The 26161-nt window shown below is 65.6% G+C and carries 26 protein-coding genes and 1 tRNA gene; 19 read left to right on the forward strand and 8 right to left on the reverse strand.

Going from position 1 to position 26161, the window contains the following annotated elements; translation table 11 throughout:
* The first annotated feature begins 5 nt into the window (after positions 1-5).
* The 3 genes from C7R54_RS19850 to C7R54_RS19860 all read left to right on the forward strand — a co-directional run bounded on the left by C7R54_RS19850 (position 6) and on the right by C7R54_RS19860 (position 3338).
* Complete coding sequence (locus C7R54_RS19850) at positions 6-1007, forward strand: TRAP transporter substrate-binding protein (protein ID WP_129152168.1); 1002 nt, start codon at positions 6-8, stop codon at positions 1005-1007.
* Between the two features lie 124 nt (positions 1008-1131).
* On the forward strand, positions 1132-1719 hold the full coding sequence (locus C7R54_RS19855) for a TRAP transporter small permease (RefSeq protein ID WP_129152452.1): 588 nt from the start codon (positions 1132-1134) through the stop codon (positions 1717-1719).
* A 59-nt stretch (positions 1720-1778) separates the two neighbouring features.
* Positions 1779-3338, forward strand: a complete 1560-nt coding sequence (locus C7R54_RS19860) for a TRAP transporter large permease (RefSeq protein WP_204524370.1) — start codon at positions 1779-1781, stop codon at positions 3336-3338.
* A gap of 98 nt (positions 3339-3436) precedes the next feature.
* Here the strand turns inward: C7R54_RS19860 and C7R54_RS19865 are convergent, their stop codons facing one another.
* Positions 3437-3895, reverse strand: coding sequence for a nucleoside deaminase (locus C7R54_RS19865; RefSeq protein ID WP_129152170.1), 459 nt, complete (start codon positions 3893-3895; stop codon positions 3437-3439).
* A 105-nt stretch (positions 3896-4000) separates the two neighbouring features.
* Positions 4001-4645: a TetR/AcrR family transcriptional regulator gene (locus C7R54_RS19870; RefSeq protein ID WP_129152171.1), complete on the reverse strand. Its 645-nt coding sequence runs from the start codon at positions 4643-4645 to the stop codon at positions 4001-4003.
* Between the two features lie 371 nt (positions 4646-5016).
* Between C7R54_RS19870 and C7R54_RS19875 the strand changes: the two genes are divergently transcribed.
* On the forward strand, positions 5017-5676 hold the full coding sequence (locus tag C7R54_RS19875) for an O-methyltransferase (RefSeq protein ID WP_129152172.1): 660 nt from the start codon (positions 5017-5019) through the stop codon (positions 5674-5676).
* Positions 5677-5785: 109 nt separating this feature from the next.
* Positions 5786-6994: an arabinose transporter gene (locus tag C7R54_RS19880; protein WP_129152173.1), complete on the forward strand. Its 1209-nt coding sequence runs from the start codon at positions 5786-5788 to the stop codon at positions 6992-6994.
* 101 nt (positions 6995-7095) lie between these two features.
* Here the strand turns inward: C7R54_RS19880 and C7R54_RS19885 are convergent.
* Positions 7096-7171 (reverse strand) — tRNA-Gly (locus C7R54_RS19885).
* 52 nt (positions 7172-7223) lie between these two features.
* On the opposite strand from C7R54_RS19885, the gene murB reads away from it, so the two are divergent.
* Positions 7224-8420, forward strand: a complete 1197-nt coding sequence (gene murB, locus C7R54_RS19890) for a UDP-N-acetylmuramate dehydrogenase (protein ID WP_129152174.1) — start codon at positions 7224-7226, stop codon at positions 8418-8420.
* A gap of 89 nt (positions 8421-8509) precedes the next feature.
* Here the strand turns inward: murB and dapB are convergent, their stop codons facing one another.
* Positions 8510-9301 carry a 4-hydroxy-tetrahydrodipicolinate reductase gene (gene dapB, locus C7R54_RS19895; RefSeq protein ID WP_129152175.1) on the reverse strand — a complete coding sequence of 264 codons (792 nt, stop codon included), beginning with the start codon at positions 9299-9301 and terminating at the stop codon, positions 8510-8512.
* Positions 9302-9339: 38 nt separating this feature from the next.
* Entirely contained in the window at positions 9340-9981 is a 642-nt protein-coding gene (locus tag C7R54_RS19900) for an outer membrane protein assembly factor BamE (RefSeq protein WP_129152176.1), read from the reverse strand.
* A 79-nt stretch (positions 9982-10060) separates the two neighbouring features.
* Between C7R54_RS19900 and fur the strand changes: the two genes are divergently transcribed.
* A complete protein-coding gene (gene fur, locus C7R54_RS19905) occupies positions 10061-10480 on the forward strand; it encodes a ferric iron uptake transcriptional regulator (protein ID WP_129152177.1) in 420 nt (139 codons plus the stop codon).
* Between the two features lie 39 nt (positions 10481-10519).
* Here fur and recN read toward each other — a convergent pair whose 3' ends face one another.
* Together recN and C7R54_RS19915 are read right to left on the reverse strand one after the other, a co-directional pair.
* The gene (gene recN / locus C7R54_RS19910) at positions 10520-12163 is read right to left on the reverse strand and encodes a DNA repair protein RecN (protein WP_129152178.1); all 1644 of its coding nucleotides are present in this window, start codon (positions 12161-12163) and stop codon (positions 10520-10522) included.
* Between the two features lie 13 nt (positions 12164-12176).
* On the reverse strand, positions 12177-13076 hold the full coding sequence (locus C7R54_RS19915) for an NAD kinase (RefSeq protein ID WP_129152179.1): 900 nt from the start codon (positions 13074-13076) through the stop codon (positions 12177-12179).
* A 118-nt stretch (positions 13077-13194) separates the two neighbouring features.
* Here C7R54_RS19915 and hrcA point away from each other — a divergent pair, with 118 nt between their 5' ends.
* The 12 genes from hrcA (at position 13195) to C7R54_RS19975 (ending at position 25265) form a co-directional block, all read left to right on the forward strand.
* Entirely contained in the window at positions 13195-14199 is a 1005-nt protein-coding gene (hrcA, locus tag C7R54_RS19920; RefSeq protein ID WP_129152180.1) for a heat-inducible transcriptional repressor HrcA, read from the forward strand.
* Between the two features lie 56 nt (positions 14200-14255).
* On the forward strand, positions 14256-15338 hold the full coding sequence (gene hemH / locus C7R54_RS19925; protein WP_129152181.1) for a ferrochelatase: 1083 nt from the start codon (positions 14256-14258) through the stop codon (positions 15336-15338).
* Positions 15339-15429: 91 nt separating this feature from the next.
* Positions 15430-15612 (forward strand): hypothetical protein, encoded by a 183-nt coding sequence (locus C7R54_RS19930; RefSeq protein WP_129152182.1) that lies wholly within the window; start codon positions 15430-15432, stop codon positions 15610-15612.
* Positions 15613-15919: 307 nt separating this feature from the next.
* Positions 15920-16477, forward strand: coding sequence for a nucleotide exchange factor GrpE (grpE, locus tag C7R54_RS19935; RefSeq protein ID WP_129152183.1), 558 nt, complete (start codon positions 15920-15922; stop codon positions 16475-16477).
* Between the two features lie 12 nt (positions 16478-16489).
* On the forward strand, positions 16490-16903 hold the full coding sequence (locus C7R54_RS19940) for a thioredoxin family protein (protein WP_129152184.1): 414 nt from the start codon (positions 16490-16492) through the stop codon (positions 16901-16903).
* An 89-nt stretch (positions 16904-16992) separates the two neighbouring features.
* A complete protein-coding gene (dnaK, locus tag C7R54_RS19945; RefSeq protein ID WP_129152185.1) occupies positions 16993-18918 on the forward strand; it encodes a molecular chaperone DnaK in 1926 nt (641 codons plus the stop codon).
* A 146-nt stretch (positions 18919-19064) separates the two neighbouring features.
* A complete protein-coding gene (gene dnaJ / locus C7R54_RS19950) occupies positions 19065-20192 on the forward strand; it encodes a molecular chaperone DnaJ (RefSeq protein WP_129152186.1) in 1128 nt (375 codons plus the stop codon).
* A gap of 321 nt (positions 20193-20513) precedes the next feature.
* Positions 20514-21365: a Bug family tripartite tricarboxylate transporter substrate binding protein gene (locus C7R54_RS19955; protein WP_158021249.1), complete on the forward strand. Its 852-nt coding sequence runs from the start codon at positions 20514-20516 to the stop codon at positions 21363-21365.
* 128 nt (positions 21366-21493) lie between these two features.
* Positions 21494-22498: a Bug family tripartite tricarboxylate transporter substrate binding protein gene (locus tag C7R54_RS19960; protein ID WP_129152188.1), complete on the forward strand. Its 1005-nt coding sequence runs from the start codon at positions 21494-21496 to the stop codon at positions 22496-22498.
* Between the two features lie 48 nt (positions 22499-22546).
* Entirely contained in the window at positions 22547-23506 is a 960-nt protein-coding gene (locus C7R54_RS19965) for a tripartite tricarboxylate transporter substrate-binding protein (RefSeq protein ID WP_129152189.1), read from the forward strand.
* 101 nt (positions 23507-23607) lie between these two features.
* Positions 23608-24609: a Bug family tripartite tricarboxylate transporter substrate binding protein gene (locus C7R54_RS19970; RefSeq protein ID WP_158021250.1), complete on the forward strand. Its 1002-nt coding sequence runs from the start codon at positions 23608-23610 to the stop codon at positions 24607-24609.
* A 95-nt stretch (positions 24610-24704) separates the two neighbouring features.
* A complete protein-coding gene (locus tag C7R54_RS19975; protein ID WP_129152191.1) occupies positions 24705-25265 on the forward strand; it encodes a cytochrome b in 561 nt (186 codons plus the stop codon).
* Positions 25266-25286: 21 nt separating this feature from the next.
* On the opposite strand, the gene C7R54_RS19980 is transcribed toward C7R54_RS19975, so the two are convergent.
* A complete protein-coding gene (locus C7R54_RS19980; protein ID WP_129152192.1) occupies positions 25287-25988 on the reverse strand; it encodes a DUF6776 family protein in 702 nt (233 codons plus the stop codon).
* Positions 25989-26161 lie beyond the last annotated feature (173 nt).

Below are 26161 nucleotides of genomic sequence, written 5' to 3' on the forward strand. Positions count from 1 at the left end.
TAACCATGAAAATGCGATATTTGATCGCCACGCTTTGCCTGTCAACCTTGGCCGTGGCGGGCACGGCCAGGGCGGACGGACCCATCGTCATCAAGTTCAGCCACGTCGTCGCGACCGACACCCCCAAGGGCAAGGCCGCCGAACAGTTCAAGAAACTGGCCGAGGAACGCACCCATGGCAAGGTGAAGGTGGAGGTTTACCCTAACAGCCAGCTATACAAGGACAAGGAAGAACTCGAAGCGCTGCAACTGGGCTCGGTGCAGATGCTCGCGCCGTCGCTGGCGAAGTTCGGTCCCCTGGGCCTGAAGGAGTTCGAGGTCTTCGACCTGCCGTACATCTTCGACAACTACGACGACCTGCACAAGGTCACCGACGGGCCGGTCGGCAAGTCGCTGATGGGCAAGCTCGAATCCAAGGGCATCGTCGGCCTGGCGTTCTGGGACAACGGCTTCAAGGTCATGACGGACAACAAGCCGCTGCGCGAACCCGCCGACTTCCGCGGCCACAAGATGCGCATCCAGTCCTCCAAGGTCCTCGACGCGCAATTCCGCGCCCTGGGCGCCATTCCGCAGGTGATGGCCTTCTCCGAGGTCTACCAGGCCATGCAGACCGGCGTGGTGGACGGCTCCGAAAACACGCCGTCCAACGTCTACACGCAACGCATGCATGAGGTGCAGAAGTACCTCACCCTGTCCAATCACGGCTACATCGGCTACGCCGTGATCGCGAACAAGAAGTTCTGGGACGGCCTGCCGGCCGACATCCGCACGACGCTGGAAGGCGCCATGCACGACGCCACGGTCTACGGCAACGACATCGCCAAGAAGGAAAATGACGAAGCGTTGCAGAAGATCAAGGACGCCCGCACCACGCAGATCATCGACCTCACGCCGGACCAGAAAGCCGCGTGGAGAAAGGCCTTGGCCAAGGTCCACCGCGACCAGGAAGGCCGTATCGGCAAGGACCTGATCCAGCAGGTGTACAAGGCCACCGGCAAGCCGATGTAATCGATCCGCGCATGGCGGCGTCACGCCGCCGTCGCGCCGCAATGCCTGGCCGGCCGACGCCGGCCTTCTACCGTTTTGGACGGCGCCTCGCGCTGCGAGACGCCGTCCCGGGATGACGTCGATGATGAAATTGCTCGACCACCTGGAAGAATGGCTGATCAGCTTCCTGATCGCCGGCGCCACGCTGGTCATCTTCCTGGCCGTTCTACACCGCTACGCCTCCGGCGTTCCCATACCCTTTTTGCAGGACTGGCTGCTGTCGATGGACGTCAGCTGGACGCAGGAGCTTTGCATCTACATGTTCGTCTGGATGGCCAAGTTCGGCGCCGCCTATGGCGTGCGCTCCGGTATCCATGTGGGCGTGGATGTCCTGATCAACCGCCTGCAACCCAGGACACGCAAGGCCTATATCGTGGTCAGCCTGCTCGCGGGGGCGCTGTTCACCGGCGTGGTCGGCACGCTGGGCGCGCGCTTCGTGTGGGCGCTGTCGCACACGGACTCGACTTCCCCGGACCTGGAATGGCCGCGCTGGATCGTCTTCCTCTGCGTCCCGCTGGGATCCTATCTGATGTGCTTCCGTTTCCTGCAGGTCTGCGTTCGTTTCCTGCGCACGCACGAATTGCCCAAGCACGATCATTCGCAGGTGGAGGGCCTGGAGGCCGCTGGTTTCGCCGATTCCCCTGAAATCCTCCAGTCGGGAGCGCGCACGTGAGCCAGACTTCCCCCATAGCCCTGCCCGCGCAGGGCAATCCGCGCAACACGCGCCTGGCCATGCTGATCCTGGCGGTGTTGCTCGCCGGCGCCATCCTGGCCTTCGGCAAGTCGGCCTTCATTTTCTGCCTGCTGGTCCTGCTGCTGTTGACCGGCATGCCGGTCTCCATCGCCCTGGGCCTGACGGTGCTGACCTATCTTTTCACGATGACCGACGTGCCGCTGGATTCGGTGGCGCTGAAGCTGTTCACCGGCATCGAGAACTTCGAGATCATGGCCATCCCGTTCTTCATCCTGGCAGGCGCCTTCCTGACGCACGGCGGGGTGGCGCGGCGCATGATCGATTTCGCCAACAGCATCGTCGGCCACATGCACGGCGGACTGGGCATCGCCGGGGTGTTGGCGTGCGCGCTGTTCGCGGCGATTTCGGGGTCCAGCCCGGCGACGGTCATGGCCATCGGCTCGATCATCCTGCCGGCCATGGTGAAGCAGGGCTTTCCGCCGCGCTTCGGCGCGGGCATCATCACCACGTCCGGTTCGCTGGGCATCCTGATCCCGCCGTCCATCGTGATGGTGCTGTATTCGGTATCGACCAACACGTCGGTGGGCGACCTTTTCATGGCCGGCGTGGTGCCGGGCATCCTGCTGGCGCTGCTGCTGGGCGGCGTGACCTGGTTCATCGCGCGGCGCAACAACTATCCCCGCCACCGGGAGTTCGAGCAGCACAGCTCGATGCAGGCGACCGCCAATGCGCTGTGGGGCCTGTTGATGTGCGTCCTGTTCACGATCGTGCCGCCGGCCCTGATCTGCCTCGCGCTGTATGGCGTGCTGCGCGTGGTCGTGCCGGAAGCCGCCCAGGGCATCGGACTGTTCGGGGTCGTCATTTCGCTGGCCTGGCTCTACGTCGCGTATCGCATCGGACGCAGGTTCAGGCATCCGCGCCTGTTGCGCTACGAGGCCCAGCGCGTCTGGACCACATACTGGGAAAGCGTGTGGGGCCTGCTGCTGATCGTCGTGGTGATGGGCGGCATCTACGCCGGCATCTTCACGCCGACGGAAGCGGCCGCGGTGAGCGCCGTGTACGCCTTTTTCGTATCGACCTGCGTGTATGGCGACATGCGCCTGCGCAACATCCCGCGGGTGCTGCTGGACTCGGCCAGCATGAGCGCGATGCTGCTGTACATCATCACCAACGCCGTGCTGTTTTCCTTCCTGATGACGTCGGAGAACATCCCGCAGCAGATGGCTGCATGGATGCTGGCGCAGGGCCTGGGGCCGATATCCTTCCTGCTGGTGGTCAATGTGCTGTTGCTGCTGGCGGGCAACGTGATGGAGCCGTCATCCATCGTGCTTATCATGGCGCCCATCCTGTTTCCGGTGGCGCAAAAGCTGGGCATCGATCCCATCCATTTCGGCGTGCTGATCGTCGTCAACATGGAAGTGGGGATGTGCCATCCGCCCGTAGGGCTGAACCTGTACGTCGCCAGCGGCATTACGCGCATGGGAATCACGGAACTCACCGTGGCGGTGGCGCCGTGGCTGATCGCGATGATAGCCTTCCTGCTGCTGGTGACCTACGTGCCGGACGTGTCCCTGTGGCTGCCGCGCCTGCTGCACTAGCCGGTTCGGCGTATCGATAAAACGGCGATGGAATGAAACAGGGGCGCAATCTTTCGATTGCGCCCCTGTTTTTTTGCCGCACTCGGCCTTACCCGGACTCAAGCCGGCCACGCCGCATCGCCGTAAAGTTGCGCCGCGGTGATACCGGTGTCCACGCGCTCGATGGGCAGCGGCGGCGGGTCCAGATTCAAGCGCAGTCGTTGGTAGGCGCCCGCGCTCGACAGGTTGTAGGGCGTGGCGTCGTCGTTGTCGAAGGCGAAGAAAACCCGTTCGGCGCCCGTCATCACCAGCGCCGCGAGGCACATGGGGCAGGGGTGGCCGCTGGCATAGACCGTGCAGCCGGCCAGCGAGGGCGTGCCCATCTTCCGGGTGCCGGCGCGGATGGCCTGCATCTCGGCGTGCGTGCTGGGATCATGCGTCTGGATGATTTCATTCACCCCGGTGGCGACGATCTCGCCATTGCGCGCCAGCACGGCGCCGAACGGACGACCGCCGCGCAGGCGGTTCTCGTGCGCCAGGTCGACGGCCTGGCGCATCAATGCAATGTGATCGGACATGGGGGCTCCAGTGTCGAAGGCTGAGGACGGGATGGGCCTTCGCACTCTACCATGGCGCGCTTCGGGCGTGCCGTTGATGCGCAGGCCCGCCGTTGGTGGACAGGCTTAGCGCCGCGGGGACGCGCCTTGGACGCCTTCAAGGTAGGCGTGGAACATGTCGGCCATCGCATCGGCGTAGGCCTTGATCTCCGCCTTGGTGCGCCGGGTCTGCGAGTAGCTGCTGCCGACCGCGCTGAGCGTCGTGAAAACGAGATCGCCCGCCAGCTTGCGGGTTGCGGCGGACGCCTGCGGCAAGGCCTCCCTCATGAAGGCATCGATCATCTGGTCTCCGTCTGCCCGGGCCTTGCGTGCCTCCGGGCTGTCGCGATAGAGCGGAGCCGCGTCATTGAGCGCTCCGCGCACCTCCGCTTCGTCGCACTCGGACCGAAGGAAAGCATGCACGAGGTTACGCAGGCGGTCCAGGTGAGGGATGCTGGCATCCTCCAGGATGCTACGCAACATCCTGCTTGTCTGCGTCCATTCATCGACCTGGAGCCTGAACAGGATGGACGCCTTGTTAGGGAAATATTGATAGAGCGATCCGACGCTGACGCCGGCCTTTTCGGCGACGCGCGCCGTGGTGAACCGGGGGGCGCCTTCCTCGGCCAGAACCTGGGTGGCGGCTTCCAGGATGGCAGCGACCAGTTCAGTCGAGCGCGCCTGTTGCGGTTGCTTGCGCGAGACGATCTGGGGACGGCGGCGAGTGTTCATGGTGGCGGGGAGATACAGGTCTCAAGCACGGGGATCCGTTCGTTTCGTCGCGCGCTTTAATGCGACGTAAAAATCGCATTTTAGCGCAGCATCGGACGTGGTGGCGCCCGTGCCGCTTTTCCTGACGGAAAACCTGAACCTTTCCCGCGGCTCCCGCGTCCGGCTATTGGAAAGTAGCCGAAGAAAGCCATTTTTCCGGGGATTCCGGGCGATTTTCCGTGCACCGGGGCCGGCACGAAAACACGAATGGCAATACGAATTTCGAATGCGATGAATTAATCATATTATTTGCGTAATGCGAATATTTAATCGTATTCAAGGCGGCTTGCCACAGGCGCCTTGCGTCCCCAACCATCGACAGGACAACGCCCATGACTTCCACACTGACCACCGCGCCGCTGGCGCCCTTGCTGCAACGCCTGTTCGAGCAGGCCGATCAGGCCGCCAGCCCGGACCTGGACGGCATCCCTCGCGAAGAGCACGAGCGACTGATGCGCAGCAAAACCGAATATCGCGACTTCTACAGCCGCGCCAAGGACTTGTGGCTGCCTGTATCGCGCGAGACCGGCGTGCTGCTATACCAGCTGGCGCGCAGCACGAACGCGCGCCACATCGTCGAGTTCGGCACTTCGTTCGGGCTATCTACCTTGCACTTGGCGGCAGCGCTGCGCGACAACGGCGGCGGCCGCCTGATCGGCACCGAGTTCGAGCCGTCGAAGGTCGCGCGGGCCCGGCTACATCTGGCCGAGGGCGGCGTGGGCGATCTGGTCGAAATCCGCGAAGGCGATGCCCTGGAAACGCTGGCTGGCGGCCTTCCGGCATCCGTCGACCTGCTGCTGCTTGATGGCGCCAAGTCCCTCTACCGCGAAGTGCTCGACCTGGTCGAGAGCCGCCTGCTGCCGGGTGCGCTGATCGTTGCCGACAACGCCGACTACTGCCCGGAATACCTGGCGCGCGTGCGTTCCCCGGAGAACGGCTACCTGTCCGTGCCGTTCGGCGAGGATGTGGAGTTGTCGATGCGGCTGGGTTGAGTCAACACCGAAGACGCTGCCGGGGCTCCCGTCCCGGGCCTGTTCGTGGATCCGGATCCGCCCGGCTGCTACGCCGGTGGATCCGCAACGCTGGATTCCTGAGTATCCCATGTCTCAAGTACATACTTCCTCAACGCCGGCCGCGCCGCTACCCGGCGGTGCCCAGGTCTTCATGACCTTGCTGCCTATCACGCTGGCGGTTTTCGTCGGATTCCTCACCATCGGCGTGCAGATGCCGGTCCTGCCGCTGCACCTGCATGAAACGCTCGGTGTCGGCACGCTGGTGATCGGCGTGATCGTCGGCTTGCAGTTCGCCGTTGCGCTGCTGTCCCGCCCATGGGCCGGCAATCTTGCGGACCTGCGCGGCCCCAAGCGCGCGGTCATCATCGGCTGCCTGTTCGCCGCCGCTTCCGGAGTGGCCTACCTGGCCTCCATGGCCTTCGTCGCGACGGCCGCTACGTCGGTGTGGTTCGTGGTGCTGGGTCGCATCCTGTTGGCGCTGGGCGAGAGTCTCATTGCCACCGGGGCGCTGGGCTGGTCTCTCGGGCTGGTAGGGGCGCGGAACGCCGGCAAGGTCATGGCCTGGATAGGCATTGCCATCTATGGAGCCTATGCTCTGGGCGCTCCCCTCGGCGTCGCGGTGAATGACCGATGGGGGTTTCTTGGCGTGGCCGTTTGCGTGACGGTCATGGCTCTCGTGGCTGCGTCCCTGGTGTCCGGCGTGCGCGCCGTCGCCCCGTCGGCCGCTCGTCGCACACCCTTCTACAAAGTGCTGGGCGCGGTGCTCTGGCCTGGAATAGGGCTGGCGCTGTCCAGTGTCGGCTTTGGGCTGATCACGGGCTTCATCGCCCTGCTGTACGCAGCCAGGCAGTGGGGGGACTCGTCGCTGGCATTCACCGCTTTCGGAGCAGCCTTCATCGGTGCTCGCATTCTCTTTGGCCATCTGCCGGACAAACTGGGAGGCGCGAAGGTGGCGCTGGCGAGCGTCGCCATCGAGGCGGTCGGGCAGTTCTTCATATGGGGAAGCGACACCGCGTCCATTGCCTATCTGGGGGCGGCGCTGACCGGATTCGGCTACTCACTCGCGTTTCCCGGCTTTGGCGTGGAGGCCGTGCGACGCGCACCGCCACAGACCCGCAGCCTTGCGATGGGCGCTTATGTGGCATTCCTGGATATCGCGCTGGGCATCACCAGCCCATTGGCTGGCGCATTGGCCAGCGCGCGGGGTATCGCCTCGGTCTATCTGGCGGGGGGCATCGCCGTTGCACTGGCGTGGGGGGTTGCCTTGCGCCTGGCCTGGCGAGCGGAAGATCGCTAGTGTGGGAGGATATTCCTGCCATTCGCGGAAATGAAAAAAGGAGCCGAAGCTCCTTTTTCAATGAATCTACAGACGCTAGTGAGGGTCTGTAGATCAAAATCTGGAGCGGGAAACGAGTCTCGAACTCGCGACCTCAACCTTGGCAAGGTTGCGCTCTACCAACTGAGCTATTCCCGCGCATCGCGTAAAATCAGCGAAGAAAGAAACTATAGCACAGGTGACCCCGTACATGTCAAATACCCCGGCCTCGTCCGGCACCGCCCAGTCTCCCTCCCGCAACAGCACGTCCGCGCCCGCGCGCCATCCCGGCGCCGGCGAGGGCCAGCCCCTTTCCTCGTGGGCGCCGCAAGCCGCCGATCTCACGCCGTTCAACACCTTCGGCCTGCGGTCGCGCGCGGAAAACTACGTGCGGATCGACGACCTCGCGCAATTGCCGGCCTTGTCCGACCTGGCCGGGCGTCATGGGCGGCTGCTGGTGCTGGGGGGCGGCAGCAATATGGTCCTGCCGGCGGAAGTGGACGGGCTGGTGGCCCATATGGCCTTGCGAGGCGTGCGCCTGGTCGAGCAGCGTGCCGACGCCTGGATCGTCGAGGCCGCCGGCGGCGAGGTCTGGCACGATTTCGTCCAATATTGCCTGGCCCAAGGGTGGGACGGCCTGGAAAACCTGTCCCTGATCCCGGGCACGGTGGGCGCCGCGCCGGTGCAGAACATCGGCGCCTATGGGGTCGAACTGGACAGCCGCTTCGAAGGGCTGACGGCCTGGGACATGGCGACGCGGGAGTGGGTGCGCATGGATAAGGCGGACTGCCGTTTCGCCTATCGCGACAGCCGTTTCAAGCACGAGGCCGCCGGCCGCTGGGTGATCGTGGCCGTGCGCTTCGCACTGCCGCGTCCGTGGCGGCCGGTGCTGGACTATCCCGACCTGCAGCGTCACGCCGGCTTGGCCGCGGCTATCGCCGCCGATGCGGCCGCGGCCGCCGGTGCCAGTGCCAGTGCCGATACGCCCTCGGGTGTCCCAACGACCGCCCAGGCGGGCGTAACGGCCAGTGCCATTGCCGCCGCCGTCTGCGACATCCGCCGCGCCAAGCTGCCCGACCCCGCCCGCATCGGCAACGCCGGCAGCTTCTTCAAGAATCCCATCGTGGATGCGGCGCAACGCGACGCCCTGGCCGCGCGCCATTCCGGCCTGGTGTCGTACCCCCAGCCGGACGGCCGCTACAAGCTCGCCGCCGGCTGGCTGATCGACCAATGCGGCTGGAAGGGGAAAAGCCTGGGACCGGCGGGCGTGCACGAACGGCAGGCGCTGGTACTGGTCAATCGCGGCGGCGCCCAGGCCGCCGACATCCTGGCGCTGGCCGGCGCCATCCAGGCCGACGTGCAAGCGCGTTTCGGCGTGGCCTTGGAGGCGGAGCCGGTCGTGGTGTGAGGAGGGGAGGGCGCCAGCCCCGCACCGAGGCGCCGAGTCGGCGCTTCGAGCCAGGACTGTGAACTACGGTTCCGAACTGGGGCTGTGAACTACAGCCCCAGCACCGCGGGCATGTCGTACAGCCCGCTGGCCTTGTCCGCCAGGAAGGCCGCCGCACGCACGCTGCCTTGGGCATAGGTCGCCCGGCTGCTGCTGCGGTGCGTGATTTCCACCCGCTCGCCGGGGCCGCAGAAATACACCGTATGGTCGCCGACGATATCGCCACCGCGCACCACCGAGAAACCGATGGTGCCCGGCTCGCGCACGCCCGTTTCGCCATGGCGAGTCCAGGTGGCTACGTCGGGCAGGTCGACACCCCAGGCCTGGGCCACGGTCTCGCCCATTTTCAACGCGGTGCCGGACGGCGCGTCCACCTTGTTGCGGTGATGCGCCTCGAAGATCTCGACGTCATAGCCGGAATTGAGTATGCGCGCCGCGAGATCGAGCACCTTCAGCGTGGCATTGACGCCTATGCTCATGTTCGGCGCGAACACGATGGCGATGTCCTGGCTGGCGCGCTGGATGGCGGCGCGGCCGGCGTCGTCGAATCCCGTGGTGCCGATCACCATTTTCACCTTGTGCCGCACGCAGGCTTCCAGATGGACCAGCGTGCCTTCCGGGCGGGTGAAATCGATCAGGCAATCGGCCTGGGCAAGGGCGTCCAGGTCGTCCGTGACCCGCACGCCTGTATCGCGGCCCAGGAAGGCCCCGGCGTCCGCGCCAAGGTCGGCGCTACCCGGGCGCCCCAGCGCCACGGCCAGCACCATGCCCGGGGTGTTCAGCACGGCTTCGACCAGCATGCGGCCCATGCGGCCGCCCGCGCCGGCGATTGCGATGCGCATAATGAAGTCCTTCGAATCGGCGGTTTGAATCGGCGGTTTTACAGCGGCTGCGGCGAGTTCGAGCCCGGGATGGCGCCAGGCGTGGCCGCGTCGGTGGAAGGCGGCGTGATCGTCACGTTGCCATGGGACTTGTCGTCTTCCTTGGCGCGCTGGGCATCCTGCAGCGTCTGGCGGTTTTCCGCATCGGCGCGCTTGACGTCCTGGTTGGCCAACTGGAAGGGCTGCAAGTCGGGCTGTTCGTCGCCCGCCCAGCGCACCAGCTTGTCATCCTGGAACCAGACCGTGAACTTGCGCTCTTGCGACTTGCCGTAGCCGGGTTTGTAGTAATAGGGGAAATCCCAGCGGTCGGCGTGCAGCACGCTGGTGAGGGTCGGGCTGCCCAGCGCGAAGCGGACCTGCTCGCGGGTCATGCCGGGCTGCAGCAAAGCAACCTGCTCGCTGGTGACCCAGTTACCCTGTTGTACCGGAGCCTTATAGGGAAACCCCCATTTTCCGGAGGCGCAGCCGGCCAGCGCAAAAACGAGGGTTGCGGCGGCGAAACCCGCCTGCAGGCGGCGCGAAGAAATGCGGACGATGGTGGACACTAACGGGCCCCCGTAATGGATACTGGCAAAACCGGTATCATAAAGGTTTAAATCAAATCCAGTGCTGGCGGCGGACAGGCTGCGCGTCGTGTTCATCGACGGCAGGTCGGTTATCCCCCCCTCGGCGGGGCGGCAACATCCCCTCCGGCGTCGGCGCAGCGGAAATTAACACACCATGACCGATCAAAGCGAATTGAAGACCATGGGTTTGAAGGCGACGTTCCCGCGCCTGAAGATCCTGGACATTTTCCGCAAGGCGGAGCAGCGCCATCTTAGCGCGGAAGACGTCTACCGCGCGCTCATCAACGAGAATGTGGAAATCGGCCTGGCCACCGTCTATCGGGTGCTGACCCAATTCGAACAGGCCGGCATCCTGGCGCGCAGCCAGTTCGACAGCGGCAAGGCGGTTTTCGAGCTGAACGACGGCGATCACCACGACCACCTTATCTGCACCAACTGCGGAAAAGTGGTGGAATTTTCCGATACGGACATCGAAAAGCGCCAGCACAAGGTGGCCAAGGACAACAATTTCACGCTGGAATCGCACGCCATGGTGCTCTACGGCGTGTGCGGGGATTGCAGCGGCAAGCGCTGATATCCCCGGCCACAAGTACAAACGGGCTCGCCGACTGGCTCAGTTCGCCAGCATTTCCCTGGCATGCTTGCGCGTGGTGTCCGTAATCCGGATGCCGCCCAGCATGCGGGCGATTTCCTCCACGCGGTCCGAGGCCGCCAGCTCAGTGATGCGCGACTGCGTCGTGCCCTTGCTTTCGGCCTTGCTGACCCGGTAATGGGCGCCGCCGCGCGCCGCCACCTGGGGCAGGTGGGTCACGCACAGGACCTGGTGGCGCTGGCCCAGTTCGCCCAGCAGGCGGCCGACCACCTCGGCGACCGCGCCGCCCACGCCACTGTCGACTTCGTCGAAAATCAGGGTCGGCACCCGCGCCGCGCTGCTGGCGATGACGGAGAGCGCCAGCGAAATCCGCGACAATTCCCCGCCCGAGGCCACCTTGGCGAGCGGGCGCGGCGTCACGCCGGCGTGGCCCGCCACCTGGAATTCGACGATGTCGTCGCCTTGCGCGGACGGCGCGCCGGCGCCCACGTCCACCTCGAAGCGGCCGCCTTGCATCGCCAGGGTCTGCATGGCCTGCGTCACCAGCTTTCCCAGGTCCTTGGCGGTCTTGCGGCGCGCCGCCGTCAGCTTGGCGGCGGCCTTGGCGTAGTCTGCCTGCGCCGCCTCGGTCTGCTTGCGCAGCGCGTCGACATCGCCGGCCGCCTGCAAGGCGTCCAGCTGCTGGCGCAGGTTGGCGCTCAGCTGCGGCAGGGTTTCCGGCTCCGCCTTGAATTTGCGCGCGGTTTCGAACACGTCGCTCAGGCGCTGCTCGGCCTGCGCCAGGCGCGCCGGATCGAGTTCGACCTTGCTCACGTAGTTGTTCAGGTCGGACACGGCTTCGGTGATGGCGATGCTGGCCGATTCCAGCTCCTCGCAGACCCCACGCAGCGCCGGATCGTGGCGCAACTGCTGCTGCAGCAGGTGCAGGGCCGCGTTGACCCGGTTGCTCGCCGAATCCTCTTCGCCGTCCAGCGCCTCGATGGCCTGGGCGGCGCCATCCAGCAGCGACTGGGCATGCGACAGCCGGCTATGTTCGGTCTGCAGGGCTTCCCATTCGCCGGGTTGCGGGGCCAGGCGCTCCAGTTCGCCGGCCTGCCAGGCCAGGCGTTCGCGCTCGGCCTCGCGCGACGCGCTGTCGCGCTCGGCTGCTTCCAGCTGCTTGACGCGCTCGCGCCAGGTTTTCCACGCCTGCGCCACCGTGCCGCGCAGTTCGCCGTGGCCGCCGTGGGTATCCAGCAGGTCGCGCTGCGCATCGGCGCGCATCAGGCTTTGGTGCGCGTGCTGGCCGTGGATGTCGACCAGGCTGTCGCCCAGCTCGCGCAGTTGCGCCACCGTGGCGGGCACGCCGTTGATGAAGCCGCGGCTGCGGCCCTGCGGATCGACCACCCGGCGCAGGACCAGTTCGTCCTCGGCTTCGATCTCGCGGTCGGCCAGCCAGGCGCGCAGGTGATCCGGGGTGTCGAAGACCGCGCTGACATCCGCCCGCGCCGCGCCTTCGCGCAGCACGCCGGCATCGGCGCGGCCGCCCAGCGTCAACGCGAGCGCGTCGATCAGTATCGATTTACCGGCGCCGGTTTCGCCGGAGAAGACAGTGAATCCCGGGCCGAAATGGATATCGGCCTGGTCGACGATGACAAAATCCCGGATATGCAGGGTGCGCAGCATGTTCGGAGGCGGGTTATTCGGGCGTCTCGGTGCCTTGGGGCATCAGGTTCCAGTGCAGCTTGCGGCGCAGCGTGGTGAAGAAGCTGTAGCCTTCGGGGTGCAGGAAGCGGATGGTATGCGGCGCGCGGCGGACGACGATGCGGTCGCCGGGCTGGAGGTCGGACCAGGTCTGCATGTCGAAATGGCAGGATGCGCCGCTCTCGACCCGTCCCATGGCCGTCACGGTCATGCTCAACTCGCTGGTGACCGGCAGGGCGATAGGGCGGTTCGACAGCGTTTGCGGCGCCACCGGGACCAGCAGCATGGCGGCGATTCCCGGATGCAGGATGGGACCGTTGGCCGACAGGGCATAGGCGGTCGACCCGGTCGGCGTGGCGACGATCAGGCCGTCGGCGCGCAGCGTGTACATGAAGACGCCGTCGAGTTCGACGCGCACTTCTATCATGCCGCCGCGGCCGGCGCGGTTGAGCACCACGTCGTTCAGCGCCGACGCCGAATACATTTCCTTGTCGCCCCGCCAGATGCTGCCCTGCAGCAGCATGCGGTCCTCGGCGACGAAGTTGCCTTCCAGCACGCGCGCCAGCGCGTTCTGCGCATCCTGTAGCGGAACGTCGGTGATGAAACCCAGGCGGCCATGGTTGACGCCGACCAGCGGCACGCCGAACGGCGCCAGGTAACGCGCGGCGCCCAGCATGGTGCCGTCGCCGCCCATCACGATGGCCAGCGCCGCCTGCTTGCCGATCTCGTCCAGCGTGGCGATCGGATATTCTCCCAGGCCGGTATTGCGGGCGGTGTCGGCTTCTATCAGCACCGCGCGCCCCGCCTGCGTCAGCATGTGGGCGAGCGCGCGCAAGGGCGCGTCCAGTCCTGTGTCCTGGTGCCTGCCTATGAGGGCGACGGTGGGAAAATGCATGGTCTGGCGCCGAAGTGGGTCTGGATTCAAAGCGATTTTGCGTCGATTATATGGGGCCATATTTCCGTTTGCTGGACAAAATTGGCACCGTTGCAAAAAGATTCCTTAGAATAGCGCCATGGACGACCGGGCACGCGCACTACTGAAGGCGTTGATTGAACGCTATATCGCTGATGGACAACCCGTCGGCTCGCGGACGCTGTCCAAGGTATTCGACCTGTCTCCGGCCACCATACGCAACGTCATGGCGGACCTGGAGGAGAGCGGCCTTATCCACAGCCCCCACACCTCATCGGGCCGCGTGCCGACGCCGCGCGGCTACCGCCTGTTCGTCGATTCGCTGCTGGCGGTGCGCGGCTACGAGCTGGAACCTGCCCACATGGGCGAAATGCTGACGGCGGCGGAGCCCACGCGGGCGGTCAACGCGGCCGCGGCCCTGTTGTCGAACCTGACGCAGTTCGCCGGCGTGGTCCTGACCCCCAAGCGAACCCAGGTGTTCCGCCAGATCGAATTCATCCGCCTGTCGGACAAGCGCGTGCTGCTGATCATCGTCACGCCCGACGGCGACGTGCAGAACCGCATCCTCTTCGTGCAGCGCGACTATGCGGAGCACGAACTGGTCGAGGCAGCCAATTTCTTCAATATGCACTTCGCCGGCAAGTCCTTCGACGCCGTGCGCCGCACGCTGGCGACGGAGCTGGCGCAATTGCGCGAGGATATTTCGCGCCTGATGCAGGCGGCGGCCGAGGCCGGCGCCGAGGCGGTGGAAGAGGGCGATGCCGTCGTGATCTCGGGCGAACGCAAGTTGCTGGAGGTGACGGACATCGCCTCCGACATGGACCGCCTGCGCAAGATGTTCTCGCTGTTCGAGAAGAAGACCGACCTGCTGCAATTGCTCGACGTGTCCAGCCGCGCGCAGGGCGTGCAGATATATATAGGCGGCGACTCGCAGTTGATGCCTGTCGAGGAGGTCTCGGTCATCACCGCGCCCTATGGCGTCGATGGCAAGGTGGTGGGCACGCTGGGGGTCATCGGCCCTACGCGCATGGCCTACGAGCGCGTCATCCCCATCGTCGACATTACGGCCCGACTGCTGTCCAACGCCTTGAGCCATAACCAATAACACCGCGTCAACGCCGGCGCGCGGGGTGCCGGCGCCGCGCCCACAACGAGGTGATAGTGTTCTTGCGCGCGTTCAAATACATCTGGCCGGAACGTTTCCTGCCGGAAGCCGAGCAAAAGGATCCCTTCGCCGAACAGGCGCCGGTCGGTCCCGGAAAAACAGGGGTGCTGCTGGTCAACCTGGGCACCCCCGACGAACCCACGGCGCCGGCCATCCGGCGCTATCTGGCCGAATTCCTGTCGGATCCGCGGGTGATCGAGATCCCCCGCTACCTCTGGATGCCCATCCTGCATGGGATGGTGCTGCGTGCCCGGCCGAAGAAACTGGTGCCGCGCTATCGCGGCATCTGGATGGACGGCGGATCCCCGCTGCTGGTCTACAGCCGGCGCCAGGCCGAAGGGCTGGCGGCTCTCCTGGCGCGGCGCGGCCTGCAGGTCGACGTCGAGCTGGGCATGCGGTATGGCAATCCGGCTATCCCGGCGGCCATCGACCGGCTGCGGGCAGCCGGATGCGAGCGCATCCTCGTGGTGCCCCTGTATCCCCAATATGCCGCCAGCACCACGGCCACGGTGGTGGACGCCGTGACGCGCCATGCCGCGCGGCTGCGCAACCAGCCGGAGCTGCGGTTCATCAAGCGTTTCCACGACGATGCCGGCTACCTGGAAGCCCTGGTGGCGCGTATCGAATCCTATTGGCGTGACCATGGCCGGCCGCAAAAACTGGTGATGAGCTTCCATGGCCTGCCGCGCTACTCGATCGAACTGGGCGACCCCTACTACCAGGATTGCCTGCGCACCGGGCGGCTGCTGCGCGAGCGGCTGGGCCTGATGCCGGAGCAGGTCGAGGTGACGTTCCAGAGCCGTTTCGGGGCGGCGCGGTGGCTGGAACCGTATACCGAGCCGACCTTGCGGGAATTGGCGCGCCAGGGCGTGAAGGAGGTCGATGTCGTCTGCCCGGGCTTCCTGGCGGATTGCCTGGAGACGCTGGAGGAAATCGGCCAGGAATGCCGTGAGGCCTTCCTTCACGAAGGGGGCGAGCGTTACCGTTACATTCCCGCCGTGAACGACGATGCCGTATGGATAGACGCGTTGGGCGACCTGGTGCAGCGGAACCTGCAAGGGTGGCCGGCCTTGAAGTAGGCGCCGGCCCGGGCACGAAGTTGGCCGCGGAGCGGCCGCTCGGCGTTACCATGGTTCGTTCCACCTCCTACACCCGTACCTGGAGCCGATCATGAGCAAGCCTGCGCAGCCCCACGAACCCCGCAAGCCCGCCACGCCGCCGGCGGGCAAACCCTCCACGGGAAAACCCGCTCGCGAGCAGACCGTGGAACAGGACCTGGACGAGGCCCTGAAGGAAACCTTCCCGGCCAGCGATCCCATCGCCGTCGACCCGGAGCCCCGCCGCCGCCCCTGACGCCCCGGCTGTCCCCGGCGGCCCCAGCCCCCCACGCCGCCCCGGCCGCTCCGGCCGCTCCGGCCGCTCCGGCCGCCACCTCGGCGCTCCGTCACCGTGTCCGGCCGCCCGCCCAGGGCGGCCTGCGTCCCTCTCCACATCCGTGGGGAGAAAAAATCCAAGAAAATCAGCCGTTTATTCCGCCTGCCCGAGCAAAACCCCGGATCGTTCTTTTTTTTCGCATTTTCCCCCATGTCCCCGCTTGAAACGCGGGCTTTGACCCCCATACTGGTTCGCGAACGACATTTGTTTCCGGAGGAACTGTCTTATGACGGCACAGAACGAGCCTGCCGATAAAGGGCCCGAGATCGACCCCGCCACCCAGGCCCCCGCGTCCGGCGACGCCGCCGCCACCGACCCCCTGCTGGCGCTGCAAGCCCAACTGGCGGAGGCGCAGGCCAAGGCCAACGAACACCTTGATCAATTGCTGCGCACCCGTGCCGAGGCCGAAAACGTCCGCCGCCGTGCCCAGGAAGACGTCTCGAAGGCCCACAAGTTCGGCATCGAGTCGTTCGCCGAGAGCCTGGTGCCGGTCAAGGACAGCCTGGAAGCCGCGCTGGCCCAGCAGGAACAGACCCTGGACGCCCTGCGCGAGGGCGTGGAAAGCACCCTCAAGCAGCTTAGCAGCGCCTTCGAGCGCAACCGCCTGATGGAAATCGCCCCGGCTGCTGGTGAAAAATTCGATCCGCACCAGCACCAGGCCATCTCTTCCGTCCCGTCCGACCAGCCCGCCAACACGGTGGTGCAGACCCTGCAGAAGGGCTATCTGATCGCCGACCGCGTGCTGCGTCCGGCGCTGGTCATGGTTTCGGCCGGCCAAGGCTGAGCAGGCCCGTCCATGTCCAGCCCCCTGGCCTTCGACCCAGCGCGGATGTTCGCGGTCTTCGGCATGCGCGCCGTTGACTCCGCCGGTTTCGACCGCGAAGTCGTGCAGGCGCCCGGCGACGACCTGCGCTGCGTCTTCCTGTGGGGCAAGGACTGCTACAACTGCAATGTGTTCAAGCAGACGGCCATGTTGCACAAGGATGCGCTGCTGGACCTGGGCCTGACCTGGTTCGAATGCAATGTGTACGACGACGTGGCGCTGGGCCAGCGATTCTCGCTGCACGGCGTGCCGGCTTTCATGATGTTTCGCCACGGCAAGCGCCTGGGGCGGATTTCCGGCTGGCCCGGCCTGCCCCAGTTCACGGAGGCGGTGCGGCGGTTGCGGTCCGGGCCGGCGGCGCCCCCAGCCCCGGCATCGACGCAATAAATGCTTGAAAAGTCAGCGGTAGGCACCACTTAGTCCAGGAACGAATTTTCCTTTCCATTTTTCAGAACAATCCTTCAAGGTAATCCATCATGAGCAAGATCATCGGCATCGACCTTGGCACCACCAACAGCTGCGTGGCTGTGATGGACGGCGCCTCGGTCCGTATCATCGAAAACGCGGAAGGCGCCCGCACCACCCCCTCGATCATCGCCTACATGGAAGATGGCGAGATCCTGGTGGGCGCGCCGGCCAAGCGCCAGGCCGTCACCAACCCGAAGAACACCCTGTACGCCGTCAAGCGCCTCATCGGCCGCAAGTTCGATGAACAGGCCGTGCAGAAAGACATCCACCTGATGCCGTACAAGATCAGCAAGGCTGACAACGGCGATGCGTGGGTCGAAGCGCAAGGCAAGAAGATCGCGCCGCCGCAGGTGTCGGCCGAAGTGCTGCGCAAGATGAAAAAGACCGCCGAGGATTTCCTGGGCGAGGAAGTGACGGAAGCCGTGATCACGGTGCCGGCCTACTTCAACGACAGCCAGCGCCAGGCCACCAAGGACGCCGGTCGTATCGCGGGCCTGAACGTCAAGCGCATCATCAACGAGCCCACCGCCGCGGCCCTGGCCTTCGGCCTGGACAAGACGGAGAAGGGTGACCGCAAGATCGCCGTGTATGACCTGGGCGGCGGCACGTTCGACGTCTCGATCATCGAAATCGCCGACGTTGACGGCGAGAAGCAGTTCGAAGTGCTGTCCACCAACGGCGACACGTTCCTGGGCGGCGAGGACTTCGACCAGCGCATCATCGACTACATCATCGGCGAGTTCAAGAAGGAACAGGGCGTTGACCTGTCCAAGGACGTGCTGGCCCTGCAACGCCTGAAGGAAGCGGCGGAAAAGGCCAAAATCGAGCTGTCGTCGGCCCAGCAGACCGAAGTCAACCTGCCGTACATCACGGCCGATGCGTCCGGTCCCAAGCACTTGAACCTGAAGCTGACCCGCGCCAAGCTGGAAGCCCTGGTGGAAGAGCTGATCGAGCGCACCATCGAGCCCTGCCGCGTGGCCATCAAGGACGCCGGCGTGAAGGTGTCGGATATCGACGACGTGATCCTGGTCGGCGGCATGACCCGCATGCCCAAGGTGCAGGAAAAGGTCAAGGAGTTCTTCGGCCGCGATCCGCGCAAGGACGTCAACCCGGATGAGGCCGTGGCCGCCGGCGCCGCGATCCAGGGCTCGGTCTTGTCGGGCGACCGCAAGGACGTGCTGCTGCTGGACGTGACGCCGCTGTCCCTGGGTATCGAAACCCTGGGTGGCGTGATGACCAAGATGATCACGAAGAACACGACGATTCCGACGAAGTTCTCGCAGACCTTCTCCACCGCGGACGACAACCAGCCGGCCGTGACGATCAAGGTCTTCCAGGGCGAGCGCGAAATCGCCGCCGGCAACAAGGCGCTGGGCGAGTTCAACCTGGAAGGCATTCCGCCGTCGCCGCGCGGCACGCCGCAGATCGAGGTGACCTTCGACATCGACGCCAACGGCATCCTGCACGTGTCGGCCAAGGACAAGGGCACGGGCAAGGAAAACAAGATCACCATCAAGGCCAACTCGGGTCTGTCGGAAGAAGAGATCCAGCGCATGGTGAAGGACGCCGAGGCGAATGCCGCCGAGGATCATCGCGTTGCCGAACTGGCCAAGGTCCGCAACGAAGGCGATTCGCTGGTTCACCAGACCCGCAAGTCGCTGACGGAGTATGGCGACAAGCTCGAGGCTGCCGAGAAGGAAAGCATCGAAGCCGCCATCAAGGACCTGGAAGCGATCCTGAAGGACGGCGACAAGGAGGCCATCGAGGCCAAGGTGCAGGCCCTGGCCACCGCGTCGCAGAAGCTCGGCGAAAAGATGTACGCCGACATGCAGGCGCAGCAGGCCGCCCAGTCGCAGCAGGCGGCCGACAACGCCAAGCCGGTGGACGACAATGTCGTCGATGCCGACTTCAAGGAAGTGAAGCGCGACCAGTGATGGTCGTGATGTAAGTGAGTAAATACGCCCGGCCCCGGATCATTCCGGTGTCGGGCGCGGTCGTATAAGCGGCGGGCTTGCGGGCCGTCCGGCGGGTAGCCGGGCCAACCGGGGCGGCGCCCGTCGAATCCAGCTTCTGGAAGATCATGGCAAAACGTGACTATTACGAGATTCTGGGCGTCGCCAAGAACGCCACGGACGATGAAATAAAGAAGGCCTACCGCAAACTGGCCATGAAGTACCATCCGGACCGCAACCCGGACAACAAAGAGGCGGAAGAAAAGTTCAAGGAGGTCAAGGAAGCGTATGAGGTCCTGACCGACGACCAGAAGCGCGCCGCCTATGACCGCTATGGCCATGCGGGCGTGGACCCCAATGCGGCCGGCGGCATGGGCGGAGGCATGGGCGGCGGTTTCGCCGACGCCTTTGGCGATATCTTCGGCGAGATTTTCGGCGGCGCCGCGGGCGGCCGTCGTGGCGGCCCGCAGGTGTACCGCGGCGCCGATCTCAAGTATTCGCTGGAAATCACGCTGGAGCAGGCGGCCAGTGGGTTCGATACCGAAATCCGCGTGCCCAGCTGGGAAAAGTGCGATACCTGCCATGGCTCCGGCGCCAAGCCGGGCACGTCGCCCAAGACCTGCCATACGTGCGGTGGCTCGGGCGCGGTGCGCATGCAGCAAGGTTTCTTCAGCGTGCAGCAGACCTGCCCGACCTGCCATGGCACCGGCAAGGAAATCACCGACCCCTGCGTGGCCTGCGACGGCGTGGGCCGCATTCGCCGCAACAAGACGCTGCAGGTCAAGATCCCGGCGGGCATCGACGACGGCATGCGCATCCGCTCCAGCGGCAACGGCGAGCCGGGCGTGAATGGCGGACCGTCGGGCGACCTGTATGTGGAAATCCACATCAAGCAGCACAAGATCTTCCAGCGCGACGGCGACGACCTGCACTGCGAACTGACCATCCCCTTCACGACGGCGGCGCTGGGCGGCGAGTTGCAGGTGCCCACGCTGGGCGGGAAGGCCGAGATTTCGATACCCGAGGGGACGCAATCCGGCAAGACCTTCCGTCTGCGCGGCAAGGGCATACGCGGGGTGCGCGGCAGCTATCCGGGCGACCTGTATTGCCATGTCGTCGTGGAGACGCCGGTGCGCTTGAGCGATGAGCAGAAGGCGATCCTGCGCCAGTTCGAATCGTCGCTGAACGATGGCGGAGACCGCCACTCGCCGCAAAGCAAATCGTGGACGGACCGGGTGAAGGAATTCTTCAGCTGACCCTTTCCGCCGTCGCGTCCGGGCAGCGCCGGGTCGCTGCGGACGAGCATGGAAAAGAGCCGGGGCATGTTGCCTCGGCTCTTTTTTTTCGTCAGCCGCCCCGTGCGCGGAACCCGCGGCCCCGCGCGATCTACCCATGTGGGCGCTGCCGGCGCGTTCATGTCCGGGGGCGCGGGGAAGCGAACGGCGGGTCCTGGTCGGCAGGGCAGCCGAAGCGCTTTGGCTTCGGTGCGTGCTGGCGCAGCGCGCGTGGAACTGGAAAGGGATGATGAAATGAATTGCGAAACACGAGATTCGGGTGTGGTGGCCGCCGGAAGGGCCATGACGGTCTTGCTCGACCCGGGGACGGGCGGTGCCGAGGCCAACTATCCCACGCGCCCCATCACGCTGGTCCTGGGCGCGGCTCCCGGCAGCGGCGCCGATATTCTGGCCCGGGCGCTGTTGCCGGACATCGCGGCGGAGGTCGGGCAGCGCCTTGCCATCGACTACCAGCCCGGGGCGTCGGGCAATATCGGCGCGGCGCGGGTTGCGCGCGCGAGGCCGGATGGCCATACGGTATTGCTGAGCACCCGGTCGGCCAGCTTGCACAAGGTGATGTATCCCTACATGGACTACGACTTCGCGCGGGATCTCAAGCCGATCGCGATGGTGGCGACGATGCCCATCGTCGTGGTCATGGGCAATCACGTCGCCGCCAACGATATGCTGGACGCCATGGAACTGGCGCGCTTCAACCCCGGCAGGTACGTGTGCGCGTCGGTCGGCGTGGGAACGACCAACCACGTGCTTTGTGAAATCCTGCAGGCCTCGGCTGGCATGCGCATGCAACATATTCCCTACCAGAGCTCCGCGGCCGCGTTGAACGACGTCGTTGCCGGCCTGGTTGATTTCCTTTTCACGCCCTTGTCCGCGGCGCTGCCGCACATCAAGTCGCGCCGCGTCTGCGCCGTGGCGGTGACCTCCCAGCTGCGCATCGACGAGATTCCCGACGTCCCCACCATAGAGGAAATCGGCTTTTCCGAGGCGGGCGCGGACGACTGGTACGCCCTGATGGCGCCCACGGGTACCGCGCCGCGCATCGTCGCCCGGCTCAACCGCGCCCTGAATGCCGTCCTGGCCAACCGGGATGTGCGCCAGCGTCTTGCCCGCCTGGGCTATATGGCGCCTGGGTGAGGGAGGGCGGCGTCCGGCCGCCTCGTTCGCGGAACCCGATACGCGTTTCTGTTTACCCATGCCTCTATTGCCTGTTGGGTCCGGATCGCGCCCCAACAAGCCATGTTTGACGGTGGACGGAGGCGGTAATGAGTTTGACCAAGCGTGAGTTGGCTGCGTTGATCATCGTGGGCGGGGCGATTCCCGCCCACATCATGGCCGCGGAGCGTCCCGATGCGACGAGCTATCCGGGGCGGGCCATCACCCTTATCGTGGGGACGGCGCCGGGCGGCGGCACCGATATCCTTGCCCGCCGCATCGCCACGCACATGACCGAGGACCTCGGGCAGAAAGTCATCGTCGACTACCGGCCCGGCGCCTCGGGAAATATCGCAGCGCTGGCGGTGGCGCGTGCCGACCCTGACGGCTACACGCTGTTCTTGAGCACCCGCGCGGCGACCTTGCACAAGACGATGTATCCGCACATCAGCTATGACTACGCGAAGGACCTGGCGCCGGTGGCGCTGGTCGCGAAGATGCCCCTGGTCATCGTGGCGGGGCGGCATGTCGAGGCCGAGGCCGCCACCTTGCCGGACGCCATCAAGGCATCGAGGGCGCATCCGGGCAAGTTCAGCCTGGCGACCATAGGCGTCGGAACGACGAACTACCTGCTCTCCAGGATTCTCCAGGAAGCCGCGGGGGTCGAGTGGGTCCATGTGCCATACCAAAGCGCACCCGTGGCGCTCAGGGATGTCATTGCCGGCCGCGTCGAATTCCTCTGCCTGCCCTTGTCCTCGGCGCTTGCGCACATCAACGCGGGCAGCGTGCGCGCGCTGGCGGTGATGTCGGCGCTGCGGGTCGCCGAGGTGCCCGATATCCCCACCGTCGCGGAAGCCGGGTTCGCCCAGGCGGGCGCGGAGGACTGGTTCGCCGTCATGGCGCCGGCGAAGACGCCGTCGCCGGTGATCGAACGCCTGTATCGTTCGGTCAACCGGGCCTTGGCCGACCCGGCCGAGCAGGAACAACTGTCGCGCCTGGGGTTCGTCGTGCCGTCGTCATCGCTGGATCCCGTGGCCGTCGGGGCGTTGATCGCGGAAGACACCAGGAAGTGGACAGCCATCCTGGAAGCCTGGCAGATCAAGGGGCTGCAATGAGGCAGGCGTCGGCGCAAGCGTGGCGCAGGGGTCGGACGTGCCGCGCCGATGGCCACGGATAGCGGCGCTTCCCGTAGGGCGAAGGCCGCCGACGCCGCGGCGCTATTTCCGGAGCGGCCTGTTACCGTGGTCATCGGCTTCCCGCCAGGCGGCGGCGACATGCTCATACGGGAACTCGCCGCGCACATGGGCGAAGACCTGGGGCAGGAAATCGCCCTCGATTATCGACCCGGCGCGGCGGGCAACGTCGGCGCGGCCTCGGTGGCCAGGGCGGAACGCGATGGCCATACCATTTTCCTGGCGGCGCGGCCGAACGTGCTGCACCGGCTCATGCACGACGAAATCGACTACGACTTCTCGTTTGACCTGGCGCCGATCGGCCTGGTGGCGAGGATGCCGTTCGTCATGGTCGCGGGCAAGCGCACGGCCCTCAACAGCCTGAACGACATCATCCTGTCCGCGAAAACCGCTCGGGGAGGCCATACCTGTGCCTACGCGGAGGTCGGCACCACGTCCCATCTACTGGGCGGCTTCCTGCAGCAGTCCGTGGGCATCCGGCTGGTGAACGCGCCTTATGTGGGCGTCGTGGAGACCATGGCCGATATCATCGGCGGCCGCACCGATCTCCTGATCTTTCCCCTGCCCATGGCGCTGCCGCTGATCCGGACCGGCTATATCAAGGCCCTGGTCGTCATGTCGCGCCAGCGCGTTTCCTTGCTGCCAGATGTTCCCGCCATCGACGAGTTCGGCCTGCCCGGCGCGGACGCCGAAGGCTGGTATGCCCTGATGGCGCCGGCCCGGACGCCGCGCGCCATCATTGCCACGCTGAACCGTTCCATCAATGTCGCGCTCTCACGGCCAGGGCTCAAGGAAACGCTCGAGCGCCTGTCCTATATCCCCGCTCATCCCGCGGAAAACTCGCCGGAGGCGCTGCGTGCGCTCATCGCGCTGGAAACCGAGAAATGGATGGCCGTGTTGATGGACAGGAACATCCATTCCCTGCATTGAGCGGGATGGAACCCGTAGCGGCGCATCGCCTACCCAAGCCCAGGGTAGCGGTCTTGCATCGGCCATTTCCCGGTTCCACATCCCTGGCAGTGGAGGTGAAGATGAGTCTAGGAAGAAAGAAGCTGGCGGCGCTGATCCTGGCGGGAAGCTCGGTCCCCGTGGCGCCGACGGCCGCAGAGGCCGCCGAGGTCGAGTCTGTCTATCCGCAACGTCCCATCACCGTCGTCGTGGGATTTCCGCCCGGAGGCGCGTCCGACCTGATCGCGCGGCACATGGCCGCCTACATGACGGAGGAGCTGGGCAGCAAGGTCATCATTGAAAACCGGGCTGGGGCGGCGGGAAACATCGCGGCGGCCGCCGTGGCGCAAGCGCCTGCCGATGGCTATACGCTATTCCTCGCGGCGCGGCCGAACACCACGCACAAGCTGATGTACCCGTTCATCGACTTCGACTTCGCGCACGACCTCGCGCCCATCGCCCTGCTGGCGACGGTGCCCCTGGTCATGGTCACGGGGCGGCAATCCGACCTGGATGACCTGCCCGGCGTCGTCGCCGCGGCGAAGGCACGGCCGGGCGAACTCATTTGCGGATCGGCTGGCGTCGGATCGACCGAGCATCTGCTGTGCGAGGTGTTCAAGAAAGCATCGGGCACCGACATCGCGCATATCGCCTATCGGGGCAGCGCGCCAGCGTTGGTCGACCTCATGGGAGGACGCACCGATATCCAGATCACCCTCGTGCCCGGGGTCATTTCCCAGATCAGGTCGGGCGCGGTCAAGCCCCTGGTCGTCATGGCCAGCGGCCGCATTCCGGCCTTGCCGGATGTTCCCGCCATCGAGGAGTACCAACTGCCTGGCAAGGACGGCGGGACGTGGTACGCGCTGGTCGCGCCGGCTGGGACGCCTGTGGCGGTAATCGCGCGGTTGAACCGGTCGGTCAATACGGTCTTGCGCAATCCGACCTTGAGGCGGGTGATGGAGGACCTGGCCTTTACATTGCCGGCATCCCGAAATACGCCCGACGATGTCCGCGTGTTCCTGGCCGAGGAGATCGCCCGATGGACCGCGGTGCTGAGCGAGGCGAGGGTCGAACCGCCACGCTAGGCCGGCCGTCCTCGAACCTGATATAAATTCAGGCTCATCGAGGTCGTGCGCGCGGGTATGGGCGCGATCTCCTCCACCCTCGTCCAGGAGTCCACATGCAGGTCGAAACGCTCAATCGAACCGTATCGCCCAGCCCCCAGGGCGCCCGCTACAGCCGGCCGGCCATCATTCTGCATTGGCTGGTCTTCCTGCTGGTCGCCCTGGCCCTGTTCGCGATCGAGATCCGCGGGCCGCGCGGCAGCGATACGCGCGCGCTGTGGACGGGCATCCACGTCTGGGCCGGCTGTACGGTGCTCGTCGTGACGGCAATTCGCCTGGCGTGGCGCCTGGCGCATGGCGTGCCGGCGCCGGAAGCGGAAGGGGGGACCTTTCTGGTCCTATGCGCCCGCGCGCTGCACTGGCTGTTCTATCTTGTGCTGATCGCGCAGCCGCTGCTGGGTATCCTGATGACCAATATGGCGGGGCGGCCCGTGACCCTGATGGGAACCGACTGGTCTTTTTCCCTGGTCGGCGAGCATCCGGACCTGCGGCCCGGCGTCAAGGCCGCGCACCTGTTCATCGGCAACGCGCTTTATTACCTGATCGGCCTGCACGCGCTGGCCGCCTTGTGGCATCAGTTCATCCGCCGCGATGGCACGCTGCGCCGGATGCTTTGAAGCGACGTGGGCAGGGGCAGGTCAGCCGCGCACGTAGTAGACGCGCATGGCCTGCTGGCGCTGCGTGCCGTCCAGGACCTTGATGGTCACGGTGCGAGCGACGAAGCCGTCCGGCAGCACCAGCGAGCCGCTCATGTGCTGGTAGCGGTCCAGGTCCAGCGGGATGGCTTCGGGGGCGATGGTGTCGACGCGCCCGTTCGGATAGCGGCCTTCGATGGCGAACTGAACCGTGCCCTTGAAGGGCGCGCCCGCCTTCGCGTTGTCACGCATGATCAGGACCTGGTAGCCAAGCTGGCCGGGTTCGCGCGTCAACAGGGCCGAGCGCACGCCGATGTTGCTGCCGCGGGGATCGGGCGGGATGGCTTCCTGGAACAGTTGCAGGTCCTTGTTCAAGGCGGTGATCTGCTGTTGCGCCTGCGCCAGGTCGGTGGTCAGCTTGCCGTGCGTGCTGCGCGCCGCGTCGCGCTGCTGGGTGGCTTCTTCCAGCTGCCCTTGCAGGCGTTGCCTGTCCAGGTTGGCGGCGCTCAGCTCGCTGTGCAATTGCTCGGACTGTTCGACGGTCAGGCGTTGCGGACCGTAGTTGGTTTGCAGGAACAGCACGCCTCCCGCGCCCAGGACGATGCCCACCAGCAGCAGCACCAGCCAGCGCGGCATGCGCCGCGAGCGCTTGCCGGGCTGATATACCGAGGGTTTGAAAACAGAGCGCTGCGACCGTCCGAACATCCCATCCGTCCAAAAAATACTGTGTTTCATGCAACGAGCGCGGCCGGTACGCACCGGCCAGGCCCGCCAAAGGCGCTACAGGATACCCGTTACGGCCTGAGCATAGGCACTTCGACAAGCATCGTTGCGCTCATTGATATTGTGAAATACTCAAGATTCCCAAGTATTTCGTC

The organism is Achromobacter aloeverae (genome assembly GCF_004121055.1).
In the GTDB taxonomy this organism is placed as follows: Bacteria; Pseudomonadota; Gammaproteobacteria; order Burkholderiales; family Burkholderiaceae_B; genus Bordetella_C; species Bordetella_C aloeverae.